We start from the raw sequence: 21143 nt of genomic DNA, 5'->3' as shown, positions 1-21143 counted from the left end.
CGATGTCGCCCGCATCTGCCAACTGGAGTCCACGATGAAATTCATGAAGCTGTTCGCCGCCCCGGTGCTGCTGGCTGCAGCCATCTTCGCTGTGCCGTCGTCCGCGCAGACCTACCCTGCCCGCGCCATCACGCTCGTCGTTCCCTATCCGCCGGGGGGCTCGGCCGACATCCTGGCGCGCACCGTCGGCGAACAGCTGGCAACCCGCCTTGGGCAGCCTGTGATCGTGGAGAACAAGGCCGGTGCCGGCACGGCCATCGGCGCACGTTTCGTCGCAGATGCCAAGCCCGACGGCTACACGCTGCTCATGGGCACCGTCAGTTCCCAGGCGATCAATCCGGCCATGAGCAAGGTGGGCTACGACCCGATCAAGGGCTTTGCGGTCGTCAGTGCGCTGGCATCGATTCCCTTCGTGCTGGTGGCCCATCCCGCTGCTCCCTACAGCAATGTATCGGAACTGATCGCCGCCGGCAGGAGCAGCCCCGGCACCATCGGCTTTGCATCGGCCGGGCCCGGAACCTCCAACCACCTGGCGGGCGAGATGCTCGCGAACGCCGCGCATGTCCAACTGCTGCACGTGCCGTATCGGGGCAGCGCGCCTGCGCTTGCGGATGTGCTGGCCGGGCATGTCCCCGTGATGTTCGACCTGCAGACCACCGCCATCCCCAACCTCAAGGCGCAGAAGGTCAAGGCGCTGGCCGTGACGAGTCTGCGTCGCAGTCCGTTGCTTCCCGACGTGCCCACGGTGGCGGAGAGCGGCTTGCCGGACTTCGAAGTCAGCGCCTGGTTCGGCCTGTTCGCACCCGCCAAGGTCCCGCAGCCTGTACTCAGGCAGCTGTCCGAGGCAATGGCCGACGTCCTGCAGGCTCCCGCCATGGTGCAGCGCCTGCGGGAAATCGGTACAGAGCCGGATACCCGCAACGCCGCGCAGTTCGCCAGCTACACAGCAGCGGAAGTCGGCAAATACGCGCTCATCGTGAGGTCAGCGGGCCTCGCGCCCTGATGCCGCCCATGCCCCGACGCGAGCAAGAAAGCGCTCGGCAGCACGGAGCTCACTGGCGGCGATCCACTCGTTGGGCTGATGGGCCTGCGCAATGGCACCAGGCCCGCAGACCAGGGAGGGGATGCCCGCCTGCTGGAAGAAGCCCGCCTCTGTGCCGAACGGGATCTCGCCCGGTGGCCACAGCGCGCCCAAAGTCCTGGCCACATTCACAGCCGCGCTGCTGCCTTCCGCGCAGAGTGCCGGCACCCCGGCCAGTTGCTTCATCTCGACGGCCACGTCGGTTGGAACAGCCGCGAGCAGCCGTTCGAACTCGTCCCTTACCACCGCTGCGCTCGCTTCGTCCGGCGGACGGAACTCCCACAGCAGTTCGCAGCATCCGGGGACGATGTTGATCGCAGTCCCGCCGTTGATGCGGCCGACATTGAAGGTCGTGCGATTGCCCTGCCGGAGAAGCGTGCGCGCCAGGCTTGCCAGCTGCGCGACGAGCAAGGCGGCCGGCTCGATCGCGCTGATGCCCAGCGCAGGGTCGCTGGAATGGGCCGGCCGGCCGCAGAAGGTGACCCGATGGCCGAAGAAGCCCCGATGGGCCAGCCCGATGCGCATCTGGGTCGGTTCGCCGACGATGGCAAGCGCTGGTGACGGAAGATGGCCGCGCATCCCCGCGATCAGGCGCGGAACGCCGAAGCACCCCACCTCCTCGTCGTAGGAAAGCGCGAGGTGGATCGGGCGGCGCAGATCGAGGCGGCGCCACGATGGCACTGCGGCGAGGCACGCCGCGATGAAGCCCTTCATGTCGGCGGCTCCCCGGCCGTGGAACCGGCCCTCGCGCTCAACGAGCGTGAAGGGGTCCGAATCCCAGGCCTGACCGTCGACGGGAACCACGTCGGTGTGGCCGGACAGAACGATGCCGTCCGGCGCCGGCGGGCCGATGCTGGCCAGCAGGTTGGCCTTCGTGCCGTCGTCGCTGTGGATCAGCCGTGCCTCGACGCCATGGCCTTCCAGGTATCCGGCCACCCAGTGGACGAGCGCCAGGTTGGACCGATGGGACGTCGTATCGAAGCCGACCAGAACGCGCAGGAGTTCGACCGTGTCCATGGCGTGATTCCGATGGGATCAGGAAAGGGAAGGATCGGACGCTGTCGCCGGGCGCCTGGCCGGACGGAAGGTCGTGACGAAGAAGCCGAGCAGGATGAGCGCGATGCCCGCGATGTGGAAGCTGCGCACGGGTTCCCGCAGAACCAGGAACGCCAGGAGAGCGGTGAACAGCGCGACGAGGTGAAAGGACACGCCAGTCACCGTCGCGCCCAGGGTCGCAACGCAGCGGCTCCACAGGATGAACGCGAACAGCGAAGCAAAAATTCCAATGTAGAGGACCGCGCCCATCGAAGCGGCATCCGTCGGAATGCGTGCGCCGCGCACGAGCTCCAATATCCAGAATGGCATCAGCACGACAAGTCCGGCGGCCATGGTCGCGGCCAGAAACACCAGCGGACTGATCGCTGCAGGCTTCCGTCGGAGGAGAACGGAATACACCGCATAGTTGGAGACGGCCAGCAGCACCAAAAGCTCACCGCCGCCCAGCCGCAATGCCACGAGGCTGGCGAGTTCCCCGCGCGCCACGATCCAGGTCACGCCGATGAACGAGATGGCGATGCCGACCAGCGTCTTCCAGGCGATGCGCTCGGCGCCGAGGACCACCGCGGCGAGCGGAACCATGAGCGGCAGCGTCGAGTTCAGAAAGGCAACGCTGGTGGCAGGCACCGTCTGCAAGGCCAGGTACCCCAACGCGTTGTAGCCGGCGATGCCGAAGGCGCCGCAAGCCGCGATCAACCGCCAGTGCCGCGCAAGCAGCGCCCGCTCCCGCCAGGCCTGCAGCCCGACGAATGGCGCCAGGGCTGCGAGTGCCACGACCCAGCGGCCGACCGCAAGGGACACCGGGGGAAAGACAGGGCCGAGCGCGCGGCCCAGCACGAGGTTGCCGGCCCAGAAAGCCGGTGGCACCCACAGAAGCCAGACGGGATGCGCCCAGAGGGCGAGGAACGGCTTGCGCATCTACAAGCCCTGCAGTCCGATGCGGACGCGACGGTTGGAGCGGCCCTTGTTCTCGATCTTGAGAATCCGGATCGGACGTGAGGCGCCCGTCGATTGAAGGTGCGTTCCCCCGCATGCCTGCCGGTCGAGCCCGGCGATCTCGACGATGCGGACGAGGCCTTCTGCCGATGGCGGCGGAGCCACCGAGCGGGAGCGCAGCAGTCCCTGCTCGCCATGGGCCTCGGTGACCGAAACGTAGCTTGTCTCGACGGCCAGATCCTGAGCGACCACATCGTTCAATTCGGCCTCGAGCGCCCGCAGGCGGTCGTTGTCGGCACCCGGCAGGTCGAAGTCGATGCGTGCCGTACCGTCCTCGTTCATCTGGACGCCGGTCACCAGCGCGCCGTCGAAGTCCCTGAAGACGAGCGCGTTCAACACGTGCAGGTCCGTGTGAAGCTCCCGCATGAGCTGCCGGAAAACCGGGTCGACCTCCACCTGGACTTCGCCGGTGATCTCGATGTCGCCGGGAAGCTGGATCCATGCGAGGCCACCTTCTTCGGAAAACCCGGCGACCGGTGTTTCCCCGCCCTGCCATCGGACGATGCCCCGGTCCGGCAGCTGCCCGCCCCCGCCGGGATAGAGGGGGTGTTGGGAAAGAAGGACGGCGCCGGGCCGTGATTTCAGAACCCGGGCATCCAGCCTCAGGATGCCTGGGTTGTCCTGGCAGAAGAGTCGTGTCATGGTTGGCCTTGCTGATGGATGTCAGCATGGCAGGACGCCCCGAATTGCTATTGGTCAGAATTGACGCCAGCCATCTTTTCAGTTCGTCAGCGCACGCACGTATTGGAGCGGCGTCATGCCGAAGGTGCGCTTGAAGTGCTTGTTCAGGGCGCTCTGGTCATAGAAGCCTGACGCGAGCGCGGCATCGGCGACGGACTGGCCCGCATGGAGCTGCCGTATGGCGGCTCTCAGGCGCAATTGGGTCAGGTAGGTGTGCGGGGTCAATCCGATCGATCGGTTGAACATGCCGATCAACTGGAATGTCGTCAGGCCGGCAACCTGGCCCATCTGCTCGAGAGTCAGGCGCTCTGCATGGCAGTCGCGCATCAGTTCCAGCACGGGTGCGAGCAGGCGCGCATCTGCCGGCGCGACGGGAACGCGTTGTCCTGCCTCCGCATGCCTTCCGAACAATGCGCCGAAGCTGCGTACGAGCAACTCCTGGTGAAGCAACGGGTCCGGCTCGCCGTCCAGGGTGCGATGGAGTGCCAGGAAACGTGCAACGAGATCCGGATCGCGAAAGACATTCGCCGTGAAATGCCGGGGCTGTTCCGTCCCCAGCGATGTCAGAACGTGCTTGATGCCCGGTTCGGCCAGGTAGAAAGACCGGTACCGCCAACGCTTGCTGCCACCCATGCGGCCCGAGTGAGGTTCGGAGGGATTGAAGACGAGAAGCGCCTGCTCGTGGGCAATGTCCGTGCGGCCGCGGCTCCTGAACTCCGAGCCACCCACTTCCGTGACCGCGACCACGAGGGAATCATGGACGTGGGGCGCGTAGTCGTGCGTTGTGAAATCGGCATGGAGCAAGTCCAGGCCCGGCACGCCGGGCGCATGCCAGTACCGCGAGGTGTTGCGAGGATCGGAACGGGCCAACGGGCATCCTTTCGCACGAAGGGTAGCGGCGCTTCCGGCCGCCGGATCAGATGCAATTAGATCGCAAACGGCGCGTGGCGCGGCCTTCGGTCACCAGGGCCTCGAAAGCCGGATTGTTGGCGACAGGCGCCGAAGGCCCGCCAGAGAAAACTCACTCCCACTCGATATCAACAGCCCGCCCAAACCCGCATGGTTAAAGGACTTGGCGGCAATTGACATAGGTCCTTACCGTCGCTTGCGACAGCGCGGCTTCGGCGAAAGCGCCCTGCTCCATCGCATCCAGCATCACCGAGCGCATGCCGTCGCGCTGCATCCGCACCCGCTCGAAGCCCTCGAGCACTTCGTACGCCCCGGCAACCACGCGCTCCGCGATCGTGCACGATGGCAAACCATAGATTTGCTTGGCGATGTCTCGCACGTGGACGGCCGTGGCCGGCGCCCCCTTATTGCAGAGCTCGCGCAGGTCGTCCGACGTGATTTCGCTCGGGAGGCGGTTCTTGAACACGGGCAGGATAGAGCGCACCTCGATAATGCGGGCAATACCTCCAGCACATTCCTTCACCGCATGAACCTCTCTGTCGCAGACCTCACGGCGTTCATGGAAGTTGTGCGCAGCGGGAGCATCAGCCGTGCGGCGCAGCATTTGGGTATCACTCAGCCCTCGGTGTCCAAAGCGATGCGCCGGCTGGAAGACGAGGTGGGCGTGCAGTTGCTCGAACGGGGGCTGCACGGTGCACGTTTGACGGCCGATGGCGAGATGTTCCTGGAAGCTGCGCGACGTTTTGAGCTACAGCGCTTCGACCTCACGCGCGCCGCGTCTGAACTGCGCGCGCGACATGCTGGTCTGCTACGCCTCGGCATCACCAGCCCGGCAGCCGACAACACCGCAGTGATAGCCGCCGCCGAAATGGTGCGCAAACGCCCTGGTCTGAGGCTGCGCCTTCGTGTCGGTAAGTCTGACGCGCTCGATACGGCGGTCGATGACGGCGAGATTGACTTGGCGGTTGTGCCCTCTTACAAGGGCCAGTCGTTGCAGAGCACGCAGCTCCAACTCGGCGAGGACCACATTCGCGTGGTGGTGCGGCAGGGGCACCCGCTGACGAAGAAGCCGGTCGTCAGCTTGAACGACCTCACGCCCTACGCGTGGGTGATGGCACCGCCGCGAAGTGCGGCGCGGAGGCATTTTTTCGCCATTTTCGAACGCAACGGTGTGCCCATGCCGCGCGTGGCAGTCGAGACCGAATACACCTCCGAGGCAGCAATGGGAATCCTGACTTCGACGGACCTCCTGAGTATCGTGCCGGACTCCGTGCTGCGCAGTTGGCTGGGCAGGGCAACGCCGCTGAGCATTCCCGAACTTGCGGTAAGCCGGACGCTCGTGCTCCTGTCGCGCCCGGGCGCGCGATGGTCCCCGCTGATGACGGAATTTCGCGAACTGGTGTCGTCGTACTGGCCGAAGGGCCATTCCTCCAATGAATGAAATGGTGCGCGTGATGGAATGATTCGGGCGTGGATCTGGCTGTGCAATGGAATCTTCCAAGTGCAAAAAAGCCATCCATGTCATTGCCAAACATTGTCCTGATCGTCGCCGACAACCTGGGTTGGGGCGAGCTCGGCTGCTACGGCGGGGGCGCGTTGCGCGGCGCGCCCACGCCGCGCATCGACCATCTGGCCCGCGAGGGCCTGATGCTGCAGAACTTCAACGTCGAGAGCGACTGCGTGCCCACGCGCTCGGCGCTGATGACCGGGCGCCATCCAATCCGCACCGGGTGCCTGCAGTCCGTACCGCCGGGCATGCCGCAGGGGCTCACCCGACGCGAAATCACGCTCGCGCAGTTGCTGTCGTCGCGCGGCTATGCCACGGCGCACTACGGTAAATGGCATCTCGGTGACATCGAAGGTCGCTATCCCTCGGACCGCGGCTTTGACGAGTGGTACGGCATTCCGCGCACCACGGACGAGAGCCAGTTCACTTCCACCATCGGCTTCGATGCGAGCGTGGTCGACCTGCCCTACATCATGGAAGGCCGGTGCGGCGAGCCCTCGCGCCAGGTCAAGGTCTACGACCTCGAATCGCGCCGCTCCATCGACGAAGAACTCGTTGCGCGCTCATGCGATTTCATGCGCCGGCACAGCGAGGCCGGTCAGCCGTTCTTCCTGTACCTGCCAATGGTGCACCTGCACTTCCCCACGCTGCCGCACCGCGACTTTGCTGGCAGCACGGGCAACGGTGATTTCGCCGACTCCATGGCAGAGATGGACCACCGCGTCGGCCAGATCATCGACGAAGTCGAGCGCCTGGGGCTGACGGACGACACGCTGTTCATCTTCTGCAGCGACAACGGCCCCGAGTTTCGCGCGCCCTATCGCGGCACGGCCGGGCCGTGGCGCGGCACATACCACACGGCCATGGAGGGTAGCCTTCGCGTGCCATTCATCGCGCGCTGGCCGGGGCGAATCGAGCCAGGCCGCATCAGCAATGAGATCGTGCATGTGACGGATGTGTTCGCAACGCTGGCGAAGGTTGCAGGAGGTGAGCTTCCTGCCGACCGCCCGATCGACGGGGTGAATCAACTTCCCTTCATGCTCGGCGAGCCCAAATCATCGCGCGAAGGTTTCCCGTTCTTCATCAAGAACGAATTGCGCGCACTGAAATGGCGCGATTGGAAACTGCACTTCTACTGGGAGCCCGAGGTCAACGAGGGCAAGGGCAAGCTCGAGTCGCCTTACCTGTTCAACATCATCCGTGACCCCAAGGAAGAGACCGACGTGCTCGTCTTCAATACATGGGTGATGGGGCCGATGCTGCGAATGCTGAAGGTGTTCAACGACAGCTGTCAGCAGTTTCCAAATACGCCGCCCGGTGCCCCGGACTGAGCGCCAGCCTCCCCTCTCTTAAACGCCAATCGACCAGACAGGAGAATTGATCATGTCGTTCCGCTTTTCACGCCGTCTTTTTGTCCTCGCAGGCCTCGTTTCCGGTCTGTACGTGCAAACCGCTGCAGCCCAGGACAAGCCTTGGCCAACGGCCAAACCCATTACCTGGATCGTGGGATTCGTGCCCGGCGGCTCGGTCGATGTGCTCACGCGCGCCATGGCCAAGGCGGTGTCCGATAAAGTCGGGCAGACCATCGTCATCGACAATCGGCCGGGTGCGTCGGGCGCCCTGGCGCTGCAGGCGGCGGCCCGCGCCTCCAAAGACGGCTACACGCTCGTAACTGTCCCCGGCCCGGTGGTTTATGGGCAACGCCAGCCCGAGATCGGCAAGGAACTGGCGGCCGTCGCGCTCATGTCGCAGGGCCCGATCGTCTTGGTTGGCAAGGCGGCCGGCGCGCCGGCCAACCTTTCCGAACTGATCCAAGCCATGAAGAAGGCGCCGACGCTGTGGAACTTCGCGAGCTCGGGTACCGGCACCGGTCAGCACCTGGCCGGCGAGCTCTTCAACTCCATGGCCGGCACCGAAATGGTCCACATTCCCTACAAGGGCGGTGGCCAGGCGGTAACAGACATCATCGGCGGCCAGACCGGTCTGGGCATGCTGGGCGTGACACCCGTTCTCGCGCACATCAAGTCAGGCCAGCTCAAGGCCTACGCGGTGACGACGACCTTCCGCATACCGGGCCTGCCGGATGTGCCAACGATGGAAGAGGCCGGACTCAAGGGTTACGAGGCGACGCAATACTTTGTAGCCGCGATGCCCGCAGGCGTGGACGCGCGCATCGTCGCGCGACTCAACGTCGCCATTGAGGAGGCCAGCCGCATGCCTGAGGTGGTGAGCGCGCTGAACGCAGGCGGTCAGGTGGCCACCAAGCTTTCGCCCGCGGAGGCCCAGAAATTCGTTGTGAAAAGCCTCGCGAAATTCGACGCCGTGGCGAAGAAAGCCAACATCACGCTCAACTAGGGCCCGATCGGCAATGCGCTCTGAACGCCCCAACTTCGTGTTCATCCTCGCCGACGATCTCGGCTATGCCGACCTGGGCTGCACGGGCGCGCGGGATGCGGGTAACCAGCCGGCGGACGTGTCGCCGCACCTGGACCGTATGGCACGCGAAGGCATGCGCTTCACGCGTGCCTATGCCAATTCACCGGTTTGCTCGCCCACCCGCTTCGCGCTGGCCACCGGCCGCTGGCAGTACCGGTTGCGTGGTGGCGCCGAAGAGCCTTTGCCCACCGTCATGCACGACAAAGTGCTGGGCCTGCCGCCCCAGCACCCAACGTTGCCCTCGCTGCTGGGCGCGGCCGGCTACGCCACAGCGTTGGTCGGCAAGTGGCACCTCGGCTATCCGCCGGCGTTCTCGCCACGGGCCTCCGGCTACCAGGAATTCTTCGGCTTCCACGCAGGCGGCAACGACTATTTCGAACATTGCGACCCACGTGGCCGCGCCGACTTATGGGAAAACGAAGCGCCGGTACAAAGAGCCGGTTATCTCACCGACTTGCTGAGCCGGCGCGCAGTCGACTTCGTTGAACGGCAAGCCGCGGACAGACCCTTCCTGCTAAGCCTGCACTACAGTGCGCCACACTGGCCCTGGCTCACACGCGACGACGCCGATGAAGCGTTGCGCATCGCGGGCGTGGGCAAACATCTGGATGGTGGATCAATCGCCACCTACCAGCGCATGATCCATCACATGGACGAAGGCATCGGATGGGTTCTCGATGCTCTGGCCAGGAAGGGTGCCGCAGACAACACACTCGTTGTCTTCACCAGCGACAACGGAGGCGAGCGCTTCTCCAACAACTGGCCTTTCGTGGGCCAGAAAATGGACTTGCTCGAAGGCGGCATCCGCGTGCCCCTGATCGCACGCTGGCCGGCGCGCATCGCGTCATCCACCTTGCACAACGTACCCAACCTGACGATGGACTGGACGGCCACGATGCTCGACGCTGCTGGCGTCGCAGCACATCCGGACTACCCTCTCGATGGAAAGAGCTTGCTATCAGTGCTGGACGATCCTCATGCGCATATGCCGCGCGACCTGTTCTGGCGCATGAAGCATCGGACCCAGCGCGCGGTGATTCGCGGCGACTGGAAATGGCTGAGCATTGAAGGAAACGAGTTCCTCTTCAACCTCGGTCATGACGCACGGGAGCGCGCCAACCTCAAGAACCGTTATCCCACGATGGCCAATGAGCTCCGAAGTGCGTGGCAAGCCTGGGATGGCAGCATGCCATCCATTCCGCCCGACGCCCAAGCTCACCTAGTCTTTACCGAACGGGAGATTCCGAGGGCGAGCTTTTAGCTTTCGACGCGGCGCTTGCGGCCACGCCCGGCGATGTGGATGACGACGTTCACCGCTTCGGCGATCAACGCGCGGGGCGGATTCACCGCCACTTCGAGAATCAGTTGCTCCACGCGCGGCAGCGCGCCCAAGGCGGAACCGGCGTGGATCGTGGCGATGCCACCGGGGTGGCCGGTGCCCCACACCTTGATGAGATCCAGCGCCTCGCCGCCGCGCATTGCAGTTCGATGGTGTCTTCGAGCACCAGCACGCGGTCGCCGGTGGCGGCGATCTCGGCCAGCAAGGCATTGGCGAGCGTGGTCTTGCCCGTACTGGTGCCGCTCGCGATCAGGATGTTCTGCCGCTCGCGTACCGCGCGGCGCAGGCTAAGCGGCAGCGATCAGCGCTCCTTGTTGGCGGAGATGCGTTTGGAAACGATCGGCATAGTCTCCGACAACGGCATCTCTTACGCTGGAGCGCGCCTCAAGCGCCTCACGCCAAGCCGAAATGCGCGGAAGACCGTCGAAAATCTGGTGTGCGACAGCTGCGTCGATACTCTCGAAGTAACGGAAAAGCGGGGCATAAACCGCATCAACCATTCCAAAGGCCGAGCCATCGAAGAACGGCCCCACGCCTATTTCTGACTCCAGTTTGCCGAGCCGTTCGCGAAATGCGGTGCGCTTGGCATCTGCGGTCGCAGAGTCACGAGCGTGGAGAAACTGCCAGGCTTCAGCTAGAGTCTGCGAGGCGAACTCGATCCATGCGCGATTCCGTGCGCGAGCTAACGCATCAACGGGGTACATCGGCGCGCCGCCTTGGGTTTCGTCGAGGTACTCGCAGATGACCATGCTTTCGAACAGGATCGCATCTTCCGCATTGTCCTGGCGCACCTTGAGCACGGGGACCTTGCCGGTTGGCGAAACTGCCAGGAACCAGTCTGGCTTGGCTGATAAATCGACATTTACCCGATCGAATTGGATACCCTTTTCAAGAAGCACAATCGCGGCGCGCTGTACGAATGGGCATAGTGGGTGGCTTATTAGCGTAAGAGCGTTCATTGCTTTTAGTGGCTCTGGATGGTTTATCAAGCGGAAACAGCGGCAGAGGTTTCCCGCATACCGCTGTTTGCACGGTCTGGATTGGACTAGTTCGTCGCTAAGTGCTGAGGCGGGCGTTCAGTACCTAATTAACTCAGCCCAGGCGATGTTGCATTCGCGCAATTTTTGAGCTGCGCGCTTAGCCATTCAGCAGGCGGCCGCCATCAAGAACGATTTCAGAGCCGACCGTCCAGCGCGACTCGTCGGATGCCAGATACAGCACTGCTTTGGCCACCTCGTCGGAGGTACCGAAGCGCCCAAGCGGAATGGTTGCCGCGATCTCTTTGTTAAGCTGCTCGCGATAAGCTTCCGGAATACCGAGCTTGTCGTAAAGCGGAGTCTCGACGGGGCCAGGGCTCACTGCGTTGACACGGATGCCTCGGCCCAGCAATTCGGTCGAGAGCGTCTTCGACATGTTCAGCAATGCGGCCTTCGTTGCGGCATACACGGACGAGCGATCTGCGCCTGCATGCGCGCTTACGGAAGTAGTCAACACAACGGAAGCAGGATTTGCGAAGACCGGCAACAGCGCCTGCATCAGGAAGTACGGCCCTTTGACGTTGATGTCGAAAGAACGGTCGAACATATCTTCCGTCCATTCCTCAATGGGCAACCAGACGGACACGCCGGCATTGAGGAAGGCAACGTCGAGTTGGCCGTAGTGTTCCTTGATGACTTGTGCCAGCTCCTTTTGTGCTGCAACGCTGGCCGAGTCGGCGCGCAGCACCGGCACTTCCGGGCCCAATTCGGCCTGGGCCTTTGCAATCGAATCGGGGTTGACACCCGTTACGATCACGCGAGCACCCTCCGCCAGGAACTGCTTTGCCGTTTCCAGCCCGATGCCACTGGTGCCGCCAGTGATGAGAGTACGTTTACCTTGCAAGCGCGACATTTGAATTCTCCGGTGAATGACGACCACCGCGGTCGACATGGAGAAATATGCGCTTATGGCCCGTAGTAGATAAGACTGCCTATTTGCATATAATTCATGCAGATTTGGCATGAATTAAGGTGGAGAAGTGGACCGATTTCTTTTGATGACGTGCTTCGCGCGTGCTGTAGAGACCGGGAGCTTTTCGGCGGCAGGGCGCGATCTAGGGCTGGGGCAACCCAATGTAAGCCGCTATGTAGCGGCTCTGGAGGATCATTTGCAGACGCGCTTGCTGCACCGGTCTACGCGGAAGCTGTCCTTGACGCCGGAGGGCGAACGCTACTATGCGGACATCCGGCGCATCCTGGATGCGGTGGATGAATCCGAATCGTCCTTCAGGAACAACGTCGAGCCATCGGGACTCTTGCGCGTAGCCTGTCCGACAGCTCTCGCACACGCGTTTGTGCTGCCGCATGTGCCGGCCTTTTTGGAGCGCTACCCTCAATTGATCTTGGATCTCCAACTCAACGATCGATACGTAGACCTAGTCAATGAAGGTACCGAACTCGCCATTCGCATAGGACAGCTGGAGGACAGCACCTTGCGCGCCCGGCGTCTTGGATGGTACGACCGGGTCTTCGTCGCCAGCAAGGACTACTTGGCTAAACGCGGAGTTCCGCAGACCCCGGATGATCTACGCGACCACGATTGCATCGTCTACACCTTACTGTCGTCCGGGGCGACCTGGCGATTCCGTGACGCGGACATTCCGATTGCCGGCAGGCTCAGGGTCAACTCGCCAGACGCTGTGAGTACGGCGGTCTCGGCAGGCCTGGGTGTGGCGCATGGACCTGCGTGGCTGTTTGAGGGCGGGCTGAACAGCGGGAGATTACAGTTCATTCTCACCAACCATGCGGCGCCCCCAGTCCCCGTGCAGATGGTTTATGTCGCCAATAGACTGCTCCCCACGCGGGCTATCGTGTTCATGGATTTTATAGCTGACGTGTTTTCAAAGATTCCAGCCTTGAACGGCAGCGCCCCTGTGCCGACTCTATAAGACGCGACGACAAAACGTGACCTCTCGCGCTCTTGCCTAAGGCTACGATTAGCCGATAGACGTTCCGCGCTGTCGCCCGATCTCCCAAGAGACGCAGTCGCCGCGCACAGTTGCAGGTGCGATGTCAACTCCACGGACACCCCACCCAGGCGCTGCGCGTCGTATTGGCGGACACGCTCCGTCAGGTCGTCCGGCACCTTCCATAGCCCCTCGGCCACACGCTCCACCATGCCGACCCGACGCAAGGCTTCCAGCCGGCGAACGTGGGCGGTGACGACTGCCTGCGGGTCGCGCCCTTCTCTGCCCCGGTCTTGCTCAATCGCGAGGTGATGATCGGTGCGGTATAGGCCATCGCTCAGCAGCGCGGCGATGTTCCTGTCGGCGGCGCGCAGGTCCCGGCCGCCCCCTTTACCTCCACCACCCGAAGGACCTGATTTCACTCCACTCGATCATCAACAGGCCACCCAAACCCGCGTGGTTAAAGGACTTGGCTGTGATCGACATGGGTCTTTACCGTCGTTTTTACCGTCAGAAGCGCAGATCTTTTGCTGGCGCGGGAGATGGAGCGATTTGCAGGGAAGCGACGTTTTCGACTTCATTGTCAATCGACTGACATCATACCGAGCAAGGACCAAAACTTCAGCCTGGGCACGGTAGTGCGATCCAAATTGCGAGAACAGCCATCATCGGGGCATCCAAGCAAGTCGGTTTCGGAACTTGCTCCAGATGAATTGGACAAGATTTACTCCTCAGAAGGAGTTGGTCTGCGCCGGAGCACATGGCTGAGGGACAAGGCGTCCCCAATCAGCCAGTGGCTCAGTAGCGCTCGCCGACCAGATCTTCGCTCTTGCGCCACAGTTCAGCCGCTCGTGCTGCATCCAGGGCATAGGCGCGATAGCCTCCCGAGAAGCCATCGTCTTGCGGTGCCTTGAACTCGGCCGCGACATGGCAATCCTCGCAGTACCTGCCGCCGACCTCGTCGCTGGAGGCGGTGAAAGCCGCCCAGACCGACGTCGCTGCGCCTTGAGGAATCGTTTTCGGTTCGAACGGTGGCAGCCTCTGCTGGGCACGGGAGGCGTTGAGACCTGCCATCCAGCCCTTCAGCATCTCGACATCGACGTTGCGGGTCAGACCCGTGTTGATCACGCCTGGATGGACCGCGACAGCGCGGATGCCCCGATCCTTGTGGCGGCGGTCGAACTCGACGGCAAAAAGCGCATTTGCGGTCTTCGACTGGCCATAGGCAGCCGGCCCGTCATAAGTTCGCCGCTCGTAGTTCAGATCTTCCAGATCAACGTCGCTCATTCGATGCGCGTTGGATGACAGCACGACGACGCGCGAACCCCCAGGCAAAAGCGGCGCGAGTCGGTTGACCAGGACAAAGTGGCCCAGATGGTTGGTTCCCATTTGGGTCTCGAAGCCATCAGCCGTATGTCCGTAGTGGGTCGCCATGACACCCGCATTTGCAATGACGACATCGAACGGCTCGGCCTGGAACAGCAACCTATCGGTGCAGGCGCCGACGCTGCCGAGTGATCCCAGATCGAGTTCGATCAGTTCGAAACTGCCGCTCGTGGCGGCAGCCGCGCGTACGGCTGCGGTGGCCGCATGGGCCTTGTCGAGATCGCGCGCCGTCCCCACGACATCAGCCCCGTGAGCAACGAGGGCCCGAGCGGTCTCAAGGCCCAGGCCAGACGAAGTCCCCGTGACGAGAACCCGTTTGCCCTTCAGGTCCAGGCCTGCAAGAACATCGTCGGCGGTGGAGGTGGCGCCAAATTTTGCGGTCATGGATCAGATCACTTGGTTGATTGCCCGAAACAGGCCGTGCGGTCAGATGGCAGGCAATCCGGGGTCGATCCCGGTCATGGCGACGGAAACGTCCCAGAGCCGCTTGGCAAGTGCCGGGTCTTCAGCCTGCGGCGCGCGTTTGGCCTCGCCAGCGACGCCTCTGATCCCTCCGAATCCGGTCGGGCCGTAATAGCCTCCGGGTTTCACGGGACCGGTTGCGGCCAGCAACGCAGGCCATGCGCCCTTGTCTGCACTGTTGAGAAGCAGGCCGACGATCGGCCCGGCCCACTGGGCCGGGCCCATGTGTCGTCCCAGGCTGGTGTTTGCCACACCGGGGTGGACACCAATGGCCGTGACGGGCGAGCGGTTCGCACGCAGGCGGCGGTCCAGCTCGAAGAAGAACAGTGCATTCGCGAGCTTGCTGGCGCCATAACGAGCCACCTTGGAGTAGCTGCGCTCGGCATTGAGATCGTCCCAATCGATCTTTGCTTTCAAATGCGCAATGCTGGAAGTAACCCCGACGCGCGAGCCCGGCGTCTCGGCTAACTTGGGCAGCAGCAGCGAGGTCAGCGCGAACACGCCCAGATGGTTGACCCCAAACTGCGATTCGAACCCCTGCTTGGTGCGCGTCAGGGGCGGGTACATGATGCCGGCGTTGTTGATGAGCGCATCAATGCGAGGCTCCTGCGACGCTTTTGCGGCGGCCGCCCGTAGGTTCTCGATGTCACCCAGGTCCAATGGCAACCATGCGAGATTGGCGCTGGGCGTGATCTGTTTGATGCGGGCCATGGCCTCCTCCGCCCGCCCCTTTTCGCGGCAACCCAAGAGCACACGCGCCCCCCGCGCAGCCAGGACTCTGGACAACTCGAACCCCACGCCTGCATTGGCGCCTGTGACGATGAAGCACTTCCCTGACTGGTCAGGAACATCTGCCTCGGTAAAGCCTTTGTGATTTGACATACGAACTCCTTATTTGAGTGACTACATACTCATTTAATAGGTAAAAAAATCAAGCCGCGGAGCCTTTCCAGAACAGGTCGAATCCCGCCTGTCGAATCGCTTCACGTTCCTTCGGTTTAGCTGCAATGGCATTCATGGTGATATCCGCCAGGTCGAACAGTATCGTGTTGATGTAGAAGGCGACCCGTTCAGGGTCAGAATGACCCGCAAGACACTGTTCGACCATTGCACGAGCTTCGCGGAACATGGCGTGGCAGCGCTTGCGGCTGGCCGCGGTCACTCGATCCGACACCTTCAACTGGCGCAACGCATTGCGCGCAGTGGAATGATTCAGTCCCCACTCGATCAGCCGACTCCAGACCATGAACAGTCGGTCGCGTGCCGACGCGTCCACCGGGTATGGCGCCAGCATCGACTCGGCGAGCCCGCCCTCTATCTCAATAAACAGCTCATTCAGAAGATCGTCCTTCGACGGAAAGTAAGTAAACAGTGTCCCTTCAGACACGCCGGCTGCCTTGGCGATCTTCGCTGTGGAGGCGCCAATGCCGAGTTGGGCGATGAGATCTGAAGCAGCCTCAAGCAGGGCATCACGCTTCTCCTCGCTCAAGGGACGAGCCATGGTCTCAAATCTCAAATTGAGTGAGTGGATGCTCAATTATCGCATCCAGAATTTTCGACGTCAACTGGCACACTCGGGAAGTTGCCCAACCAATGCAGGCGAGAGTTCCCCGTTCAGCCCGCTGCCATCCAGACCGGGCGAGTATCCCACGCGCTCGACGGCCTGCTGTCGGCTGAGGACGGCGACGTTCATGTTCTCCCCCTCGCTACGCGCTCTTCACCCGGCGAACGGCCGATGTCTTTGGCCAACTTTGCCAGGTACGCACCAACCACCAACGTCGGATTGGCGATCAAGGCACGCAGCATCTCTTGTCCTCGCAGCCAGTTGTCGAAGCGGACCTCCGCCGGACAAAAGGCCAGAGCTAGCGCCATCGCGGAAAGCACCGTGTCGCTCGAGACCCGGTAGGCATGGGCCTTGTCGACGAAATGATGTTCGAGGTCTCGAGCATCACTGCATTCAAACGCTGACAACACTTTCGACCTGTGAACTGATGACAGCGGTCCCAATGCGCGGGCGCCATGCCACCGTCGATAGTGGACGAGCAGCATGGCGACCGTTCTGTCTGTCGTATGGCGCGTCGCTTCAATATCGACGCGCGCTCCCAAATCGGCCAGAGAAGTCACGCGCTCACGAAGACTGACGACAGCTGCATATCGTCGTCCAAGATGTCTTGCGACAACAAGGCACCTGGCGCAGGCACTGACATGCCGGCATAGCAATCGCCCGTCTTGACCGCGACATATCGATCCGGGTTGCGAAGGTCATATCGCCTCACTACGACGGCTTGGTCGGCGCCAGCCTCATCGACCAAGCGCGCGAGAAGAGACCTATCCCGGTGTTCAAGCTTCCAACGCAACGGTGAAACTCCTGGTGGAAGCTCAAACGATCGTGCCCAAGTTCGTCAGCCACGGCCATGAAATAGCGGAGATGGCGCAGTTCAATCATCTATGTCAGTTAACGGTCTCGACCGCGGCTGAGTCTTCCATGCCACGCGCGGCAATGTCGGCCGCGCTTGACTGCACTGTCAGACAAACTTGAAACGACCGGCGTCTCAGGAGCCGATGGCCAGAATGCGCCGCGCACGCTCCACCACGGGCCGGTCGACCATCTTGCCGTCCACCGCCACGACGGCCCCGCCGCTGGCCTCAAACGCCGCCAGCACGCGCACAGCCCAGTCGCGCTCCTGCGCCGAGGGCGCAAACGCGGCATTCACGCCCTCGACCTGGCGCGGGTGGATGCAGAGCTTGGCGCCAAAACCCAGACGACGGGCGTGCCCCGCCTGCCTGCCGGCCGGGTCGTCCTCGCCGAAGGCGGGCGTGACGCCATCGATCGGCGGCGGCAGGCCGGCATGGCGCGACTCAAGCGCGATCTGCACCCGCACGGCGGTCATGCCCGGCTCATCATCGCCGTCGGCCATACCGGCATCGACACCGAAGTCAATGCTGCCGAAAGCCACGCGGCCCACGCCCGGCACGGCGGCAAGTGCACGCAAGCCCAGCAACCCGGCCACGGTCTCGACCAGCATCACGCGCTCGCGCGCGCCCTCCAGGCGGGGCAGCACGTCGAGCACGGACCCGGGCTCGGCCTTGGGTAGCATCAGCCCGGCATAGGGGTGTTGCCGCAGCATGCGCAGGTCGTCGTCGTGCCAGGGCGTGTCGACGGCATTGACGCGCACCAGTGACTGCAGACCGGCGTGCGCTGCCAGCCATTGCGCCACCGCGTCGCGCGCGGCGGCCTTTTCTGTGGACGCCACGGCGTCCTCCAGGTCCAGGATCATGCGGTGCGCGCCGCTGGCGGCAGCCTTGTCGAAGCGCTCGGGCCGGTCGCCGGGTACGAACAGATAGCTGCGGGGCAGTGTCGGCATGGTGTCAGTCCGGCAAGGTGAAGCGGGCGGTGGCCTCCACGGCTGTGCGGCCATCAGGCGCGACCGCGCGCAGCGCCAGCCCGCCCTCCTCTGTCTCGTCGGCGCACAGGGTGAACGGCTGGCCGGCGAACAGCGGCTGCAGGCCCCGGAAATCGAACGCAGCCAGGCGCCGTCCCGGCCGCAGCGAAGCCGCAAAGCCTTGCAGCAGCGTGGCGGTGAGCGGCCCATGCACGACCAGACCCTGGTAGCCTTCAACGTCCTGCGCATAGGGCAGGTCGTAGTGGATGCGATGGCCGTTGAAGGTCAAGGCCGAATAGCGGAACAACAGCACGGGATCCGGGTTGACCAGGCGCTGCCATGCCGCCTGCACCGGCACCGGAGCGGCAGGCGCGGGCTCAGCCGCCGCGCGCGCGGCCGCGGGCGGCGTGGCCTCGCGGTACACGATGTCCTGCTCCTCGGCGATGCACACACGTCCACCACTGGCCGTGGTGTGAGCCACCGTCACGAAGCACATGCGGCCGGTCTTGCCCTCTTTCGGGGTGATGCGCAGGATGCGGCTGGAGCGCTCGGCCTCGGCACCCACCCATAGCGGCGACAGGTAGCGGGTGCGGCTGCCCGCCCACATCCGGCGCGGCAGGTCGATCGGCGGCAGGAAACTCTCGGGCGTGCGGTGCGGATGGCCGTCCTGACCCAGCATGCTTTGGCGCACCACGGGGTTGAAGAACAACCACTGCCAGCCCGGCGGCAACGGATCGCCATCGGTGGGCGCGTGGTCCCAGTCCAGGGTTGCGGCCAGAGCGGCAACGGCGCGAGCATCCATGCGCTCATGCAGAACCTGCTCACGGTTGAGCCAGGCAGCGCAGCAAGGGTCGTTTGGTGGCATGGCAATCTCGAATTTTCTGGAGAGGGGCCGTGGTCGCGGGTCGTGTCAGACGGTCGCCACAGGAGTCACGGGCGAGCCCACGGCTCCCGGCAGGTCCAGTGGTGGCGCCGTCAACAGGAAGCGGTGCCGGCCATTGGCGCGCAGCCACCGGGCCAACGGCGTGAGGCGCCACAACTCGCCCAGGTGGATACCCAGCTTGACCAGGCAATGCTGGTGCAGCGGAAGCACGCTGCAACAAGAGTCGCCGGCGCGCGCGGGATACTCCTCCACCGCCAGGTTGTCGGCCGCAACCGCGGCCACGCCGCAGTCGGTGATCCACTGCAGCAACCGTTCGTCGTGGCCGTCCAGCGCGGCGCCCGTGCGCGCCAACACGCCAGTGTCGGGTTGGCCTCGCATTTCCAGCAGCGCCTCCGCATAGCCGGTGTGGATGCACAGCAGGTCGCCCGTGCGCACTTCGATGCCGTCGGCATCCAGCACGCGACGCAGCGCGTCGTAGCCGACGAGGGTGCGGCCGGAGCCGAAGTGCGCTTGCAGGTCAATCATCACCGCCACGCCTTGCACGCCGGTGCGTGCCAGCCGCTCGATGCCCAGCGCCTGTGCGCGGCTGGTGCTGGCGAAGGGCGAACCCTCCGGGCCAATGCCGCAACCCTCCACACTGGCCGGGGCGCACATGTCTGCCGCGGTGTAGCCGTTGTAGTAGCGTGTCTCGGGCAAGCCATCGCCGTCGGCGTCGAAGCGCGTACCGGCATGCGCCAGACTGTCCCACTGCGTCGAATACTGCAGATGCAGGATTGCGAGGTCGTCCGAGAGCACGTCGGGCCGGCCCGGGTTAAGCAGACAGTTGAAGTTCACGCGCCCCTGGCGCAGCGTGGGCCTCAGCACGGGCGGAAGGCGATTGGGGTTGAGCGCGGTCCCGCCGGGGATGTCCAGCGGCAGGCTCAGGCTGAACACCCGCCCCTCGCGTACCTCGCGCACGCCTTCGAGCACCTTTCCCGGCGTGACGAGATTCATGCGACCAATCTGGTCATCGGACCCGAAATCGCCCCAGTTGGCCCCCTCGGGGCGATGCCGCCAGCGCGGGTTGTCAGCGGGGGCGGACATCAGTTCAGCACCGCGCCCGAAACCTTCACACGCTCGGCCTGGCGCACGCGATCCTGCTCCAGGAAGGCCGCATATTCCGCTGGCGAGGAGCCGTGCAGCACATAGGAGAACGGGTCCACATTCCTGGCGCGGAAATCCGGCTGGTTCAGGATGCGGCGGGCGTCGGCCGCGATCCTGGCTGTGATGGCAGGTGGCGTTCCCTTGGGTGCGGCGACACCGATGTTGAAGCGCGCCTGGATGTCCTTGACGCCCGATTCCTCGAAAGTTGGCACGTTGGGCAGCGCGACCAGGCGGCGCGGCGCGGAGACCACGACGGCCTTCATGGTGCCGGCCTTGATGTGCGGCTCGATCACCGGCACCGCCAGAGCCGAGGCCTGCACGATGTTGGCGATCAGATCTGGAATCGTCGGCGCCGCGCCCTTGTAGGGCACGTGGTTGAGCGTGATGCCTTCATTCTTCGCGAGCATCGCCATCGGCAGGTGCGAGATACCACCGGCGCCGCCCGACCCATAGGCCAGTGGCGTAGGCGACTTGCGCGCGAGTTCGATGAACTCCTTGATGTCATTGGCGGGCAGCGACGTCGGCACTGCAATGGCCAACGGCACCTCGACCAGCCGCGTCACAGGCACCAGGTCGACCGTGGGCGAGTACGGCAGCTTGGTGTAGAGGTGCTGGTTCATGGTCAGCGCCGATTCGGTGGCAGCCAAGAGCGTGTAGCCGTCCCCGGGAGCTTTCGCCACCGTCTCGGCAGCGATGATTTCGTTGGCGCCGGGCTTGTTGTCCACGATCACGGGCTGCTTCCACTCGTCCTGCAGCGCTCGGGCCAGGGCACGCACCAGGCCGTCTACGGGGCCGCCGGCCGCGTAGGGAACGACAAAGCGCACCGCCTTGCTGGGAAAAGGCGCGTCCTGCGCCAGCGCCATGCCGACGGACAGCGCCGCGAGCGCGCCCAGCACAAGGCGGCGCGTGTATCGAACTTTCATGGGTTTGTCTCCTG

20 protein-coding genes and 3 pseudogenes are annotated in these 21143 nt (G+C 63.8%); 6 read left to right on the top strand and 17 right to left on the bottom strand.

Going from position 1 to position 21143, the window contains the following annotated elements:
* The first annotated feature begins 34 nt into the window (after positions 1-34).
* Positions 35-1003 (top strand): Bug family tripartite tricarboxylate transporter substrate binding protein, encoded by a 969-nt coding sequence (locus IB278_RS15065; protein ID WP_145747392.1) that lies wholly within the window; start codon positions 35-37, stop codon positions 1001-1003.
* Here IB278_RS15065 and argE read toward each other — a convergent pair.
* From argE to IB278_RS15040, 5 genes and pseudogenes are all read right to left on the bottom strand, one after another.
* On the bottom strand, positions 983-2098 hold the full coding sequence (gene argE / locus IB278_RS15060; protein WP_145747393.1) for an acetylornithine deacetylase: 1116 nt from the start codon (positions 2096-2098) through the stop codon (positions 983-985). The two genes, IB278_RS15065 and argE, sit on opposite strands and share 21 nt — an antisense overlap.
* 18 nt (positions 2099-2116) lie before the next feature.
* Complete coding sequence (locus IB278_RS15055; protein WP_145747394.1) at positions 2117-3055, bottom strand: DMT family transporter; 939 nt, start codon at positions 3053-3055, stop codon at positions 2117-2119.
* Positions 3056-3775 carry an alanyl-tRNA editing protein gene (locus IB278_RS15050; protein ID WP_145747395.1) on the bottom strand — a complete coding sequence of 240 codons (720 nt, stop codon included), beginning with the start codon at positions 3773-3775 and terminating at the stop codon, positions 3056-3058.
* Between the two features lie 78 nt (positions 3776-3853).
* Positions 3854-4684: a helix-turn-helix transcriptional regulator gene (locus IB278_RS15045; RefSeq protein ID WP_145747396.1), complete on the bottom strand. Its 831-nt coding sequence runs from the start codon at positions 4682-4684 to the stop codon at positions 3854-3856.
* Between the two features lie 391 nt (positions 4685-5075).
* A pseudogene (locus IB278_RS15040) lies at positions 5076-5204 on the bottom strand (integrase); the annotation flags it as partial.
* 45 nt (positions 5205-5249) lie between these two features.
* Here IB278_RS15040 and IB278_RS15035 point away from each other — a divergent pair.
* From IB278_RS15035 to IB278_RS15020, 4 genes are all read left to right on the top strand, one after another.
* The gene (locus IB278_RS15035) at positions 5250-6164 is read left to right on the top strand and encodes a LysR family transcriptional regulator (RefSeq protein ID WP_192323820.1); all 915 of its coding nucleotides are present in this window, start codon (positions 5250-5252) and stop codon (positions 6162-6164) included.
* A 77-nt stretch (positions 6165-6241) separates the two neighbouring features.
* Positions 6242-7561 (top strand): arylsulfatase, encoded by a 1320-nt coding sequence (locus IB278_RS15030; protein ID WP_145747407.1) that lies wholly within the window; start codon positions 6242-6244, stop codon positions 7559-7561.
* 52 nt (positions 7562-7613) lie between these two features.
* Entirely contained in the window at positions 7614-8585 is a 972-nt protein-coding gene (locus IB278_RS15025; protein WP_192323818.1) for a Bug family tripartite tricarboxylate transporter substrate binding protein, read from the top strand.
* Positions 8586-8598: 13 nt separating this feature from the next.
* Positions 8599-9927, top strand: coding sequence for a sulfatase (locus tag IB278_RS15020; RefSeq protein WP_145747399.1), 1329 nt, complete (start codon positions 8599-8601; stop codon positions 9925-9927).
* Here IB278_RS15020 and IB278_RS15015 read toward each other — a convergent pair.
* The 3 genes and pseudogenes from IB278_RS15015 to IB278_RS15005 all read right to left on the bottom strand — a co-directional run.
* Positions 9927-10291 (bottom strand): annotated as a pseudogene (locus tag IB278_RS15015) (ATPase, T2SS/T4P/T4SS family); the annotation flags it as partial. The gene IB278_RS15020 and the pseudogene IB278_RS15015 sit on opposite strands and share 1 nt — an antisense overlap.
* Before the next feature lies 1 nt (position 10292).
* Entirely contained in the window at positions 10293-10964 is a 672-nt protein-coding gene (locus IB278_RS15010) for a glutathione S-transferase family protein (protein WP_145747400.1), read from the bottom strand.
* A gap of 178 nt (positions 10965-11142) precedes the next feature.
* Positions 11143-11895, bottom strand: a complete 753-nt coding sequence (locus tag IB278_RS15005; protein ID WP_009043159.1) for an SDR family oxidoreductase — start codon at positions 11893-11895, stop codon at positions 11143-11145.
* Positions 11896-12022: 127 nt separating this feature from the next.
* Here IB278_RS15005 and IB278_RS15000 point away from each other — a divergent pair, with 127 nt between their 5' ends.
* Positions 12023-12931 carry a LysR family transcriptional regulator gene (locus tag IB278_RS15000; RefSeq protein ID WP_145747401.1) on the top strand — a complete coding sequence of 303 codons (909 nt, stop codon included), beginning with the start codon at positions 12023-12025 and terminating at the stop codon, positions 12929-12931.
* A gap of 109 nt (positions 12932-13040) precedes the next feature.
* Here the strand turns inward: IB278_RS15000 and IB278_RS14995 are convergent.
* The 9 genes and pseudogenes from IB278_RS14995 to IB278_RS14955 all read right to left on the bottom strand — a co-directional run.
* Positions 13041-13352: pseudogene (locus IB278_RS14995) on the bottom strand (DUF3363 domain-containing protein); the annotation flags it as partial.
* Between the two features lie 395 nt (positions 13353-13747).
* Positions 13748-14719, bottom strand: coding sequence for an SDR family NAD(P)-dependent oxidoreductase (locus IB278_RS14990; protein ID WP_192323816.1), 972 nt, complete (start codon positions 14717-14719; stop codon positions 13748-13750).
* Between the two features lie 42 nt (positions 14720-14761).
* The gene (locus IB278_RS14985) at positions 14762-15679 is read right to left on the bottom strand and encodes an oxidoreductase (protein WP_192323814.1); all 918 of its coding nucleotides are present in this window, start codon (positions 15677-15679) and stop codon (positions 14762-14764) included.
* Positions 15680-15728: 49 nt separating this feature from the next.
* Positions 15729-16298 (bottom strand): TetR/AcrR family transcriptional regulator, encoded by a 570-nt coding sequence (locus IB278_RS14980; RefSeq protein ID WP_145746718.1) that lies wholly within the window; start codon positions 16296-16298, stop codon positions 15729-15731.
* A 188-nt stretch (positions 16299-16486) separates the two neighbouring features.
* The gene (locus tag IB278_RS14975) at positions 16487-16921 is read right to left on the bottom strand and encodes a hypothetical protein (RefSeq protein ID WP_145746717.1); all 435 of its coding nucleotides are present in this window, start codon (positions 16919-16921) and stop codon (positions 16487-16489) included.
* Positions 16922-17349: 428 nt separating this feature from the next.
* The gene (locus IB278_RS14970; protein WP_145746716.1) at positions 17350-18162 is read right to left on the bottom strand and encodes an HpcH/HpaI aldolase/citrate lyase family protein; all 813 of its coding nucleotides are present in this window, start codon (positions 18160-18162) and stop codon (positions 17350-17352) included.
* A 4-nt stretch (positions 18163-18166) separates the two neighbouring features.
* Complete coding sequence (locus IB278_RS14965) at positions 18167-18982, bottom strand: MaoC family dehydratase N-terminal domain-containing protein (protein ID WP_225612906.1); 816 nt, start codon at positions 18980-18982, stop codon at positions 18167-18169.
* Positions 18983-19090: 108 nt separating this feature from the next.
* Positions 19091-20146 (bottom strand): cyclase family protein, encoded by a 1056-nt coding sequence (locus IB278_RS14960; protein WP_145746714.1) that lies wholly within the window; start codon positions 20144-20146, stop codon positions 19091-19093.
* Positions 20146-21129 (bottom strand): Bug family tripartite tricarboxylate transporter substrate binding protein, encoded by a 984-nt coding sequence (locus IB278_RS14955; protein WP_192323811.1) that lies wholly within the window; start codon positions 21127-21129, stop codon positions 20146-20148. Before IB278_RS14955 ends, IB278_RS14960 begins: the two co-directional genes overlap by 1 nt.
* Positions 21130-21143: the final 14 nt, after the last annotated feature.

The organism is Variovorax sp. VRV01, assembly GCF_014852545.1.
GTDB lineage: Bacteria > Pseudomonadota > Gammaproteobacteria > Burkholderiales > Burkholderiaceae_C > Variovorax > Variovorax beijingensis_A.
Note: the sequence above shows the minus strand (reverse complement) of the source record. Positions and strands in the feature narration are given on the sequence as shown.

Coding starts and splice junctions, on each gene's coding strand:
- IB278_RS15065 (WP_145747392.1), top strand. CDS start 35: ATGAAATTCATGAAGCTGTTCGCCGCCCCGGTGCTGCTGGCTGCAGCC.
- argE (WP_145747393.1), bottom strand. CDS start 2,098: ATGGACACGGTCGAACTCCTGCGCGTTCTGGTCGGCTTCGATACGACG.
- IB278_RS15055 (WP_145747394.1), bottom strand. CDS start 3,055: ATGCGCAAGCCGTTCCTCGCCCTCTGGGCGCATCCCGTCTGGCTTCTG.
- IB278_RS15050 (WP_145747395.1), bottom strand. CDS start 3,775: ATGACACGACTCTTCTGCCAGGACAACCCAGGCATCCTGAGGCTGGAT.
- IB278_RS15035 (WP_192323820.1), top strand. CDS start 5,250: ATGAACCTCTCTGTCGCAGACCTCACGGCGTTCATGGAAGTTGTGCGC.
- IB278_RS15030 (WP_145747407.1), top strand. CDS start 6,242: ATGTCATTGCCAAACATTGTCCTGATCGTCGCCGACAACCTGGGTTGG.
- IB278_RS15025 (WP_192323818.1), top strand. CDS start 7,614: ATGTCGTTCCGCTTTTCACGCCGTCTTTTTGTCCTCGCAGGCCTCGTT.
- IB278_RS15020 (WP_145747399.1), top strand. CDS start 8,599: ATGCGCTCTGAACGCCCCAACTTCGTGTTCATCCTCGCCGACGATCTC.
- IB278_RS15010 (WP_145747400.1), bottom strand. CDS start 10,964: ATGAACGCTCTTACGCTAATAAGCCACCCACTATGCCCATTCGTACAG.
- IB278_RS15005 (WP_009043159.1), bottom strand. CDS start 11,895: ATGTCGCGCTTGCAAGGTAAACGTACTCTCATCACTGGCGGCACCAGT.
- IB278_RS14990 (WP_192323816.1), bottom strand. CDS start 14,719: ATGACCGCAAAATTTGGCGCCACCTCCACCGCCGACGATGTTCTTGCA.
- IB278_RS14985 (WP_192323814.1), bottom strand. CDS start 15,679: ATGTCAAATCACAAAGGCTTTACCGAGGCAGATGTTCCTGACCAGTCA.
- IB278_RS14980 (WP_145746718.1), bottom strand. CDS start 16,298: ATGGCTCGTCCCTTGAGCGAGGAGAAGCGTGATGCCCTGCTTGAGGCT.
- IB278_RS14970 (WP_145746716.1), bottom strand. CDS start 18,162: ATGCCGACACTGCCCCGCAGCTATCTGTTCGTACCCGGCGACCGGCCC.
- IB278_RS14965 (WP_225612906.1), bottom strand. CDS start 18,982: ATGGATGCTCGCGCCGTTGCCGCTCTGGCCGCAACCCTGGACTGGGAC.
- IB278_RS14960 (WP_145746714.1), bottom strand. CDS start 20,146: ATGTCCGCCCCCGCTGACAACCCGCGCTGGCGGCATCGCCCCGAGGGG.
- IB278_RS14955 (WP_192323811.1), bottom strand. CDS start 21,129: ATGAAAGTTCGATACACGCGCCGCCTTGTGCTGGGCGCGCTCGCGGCG.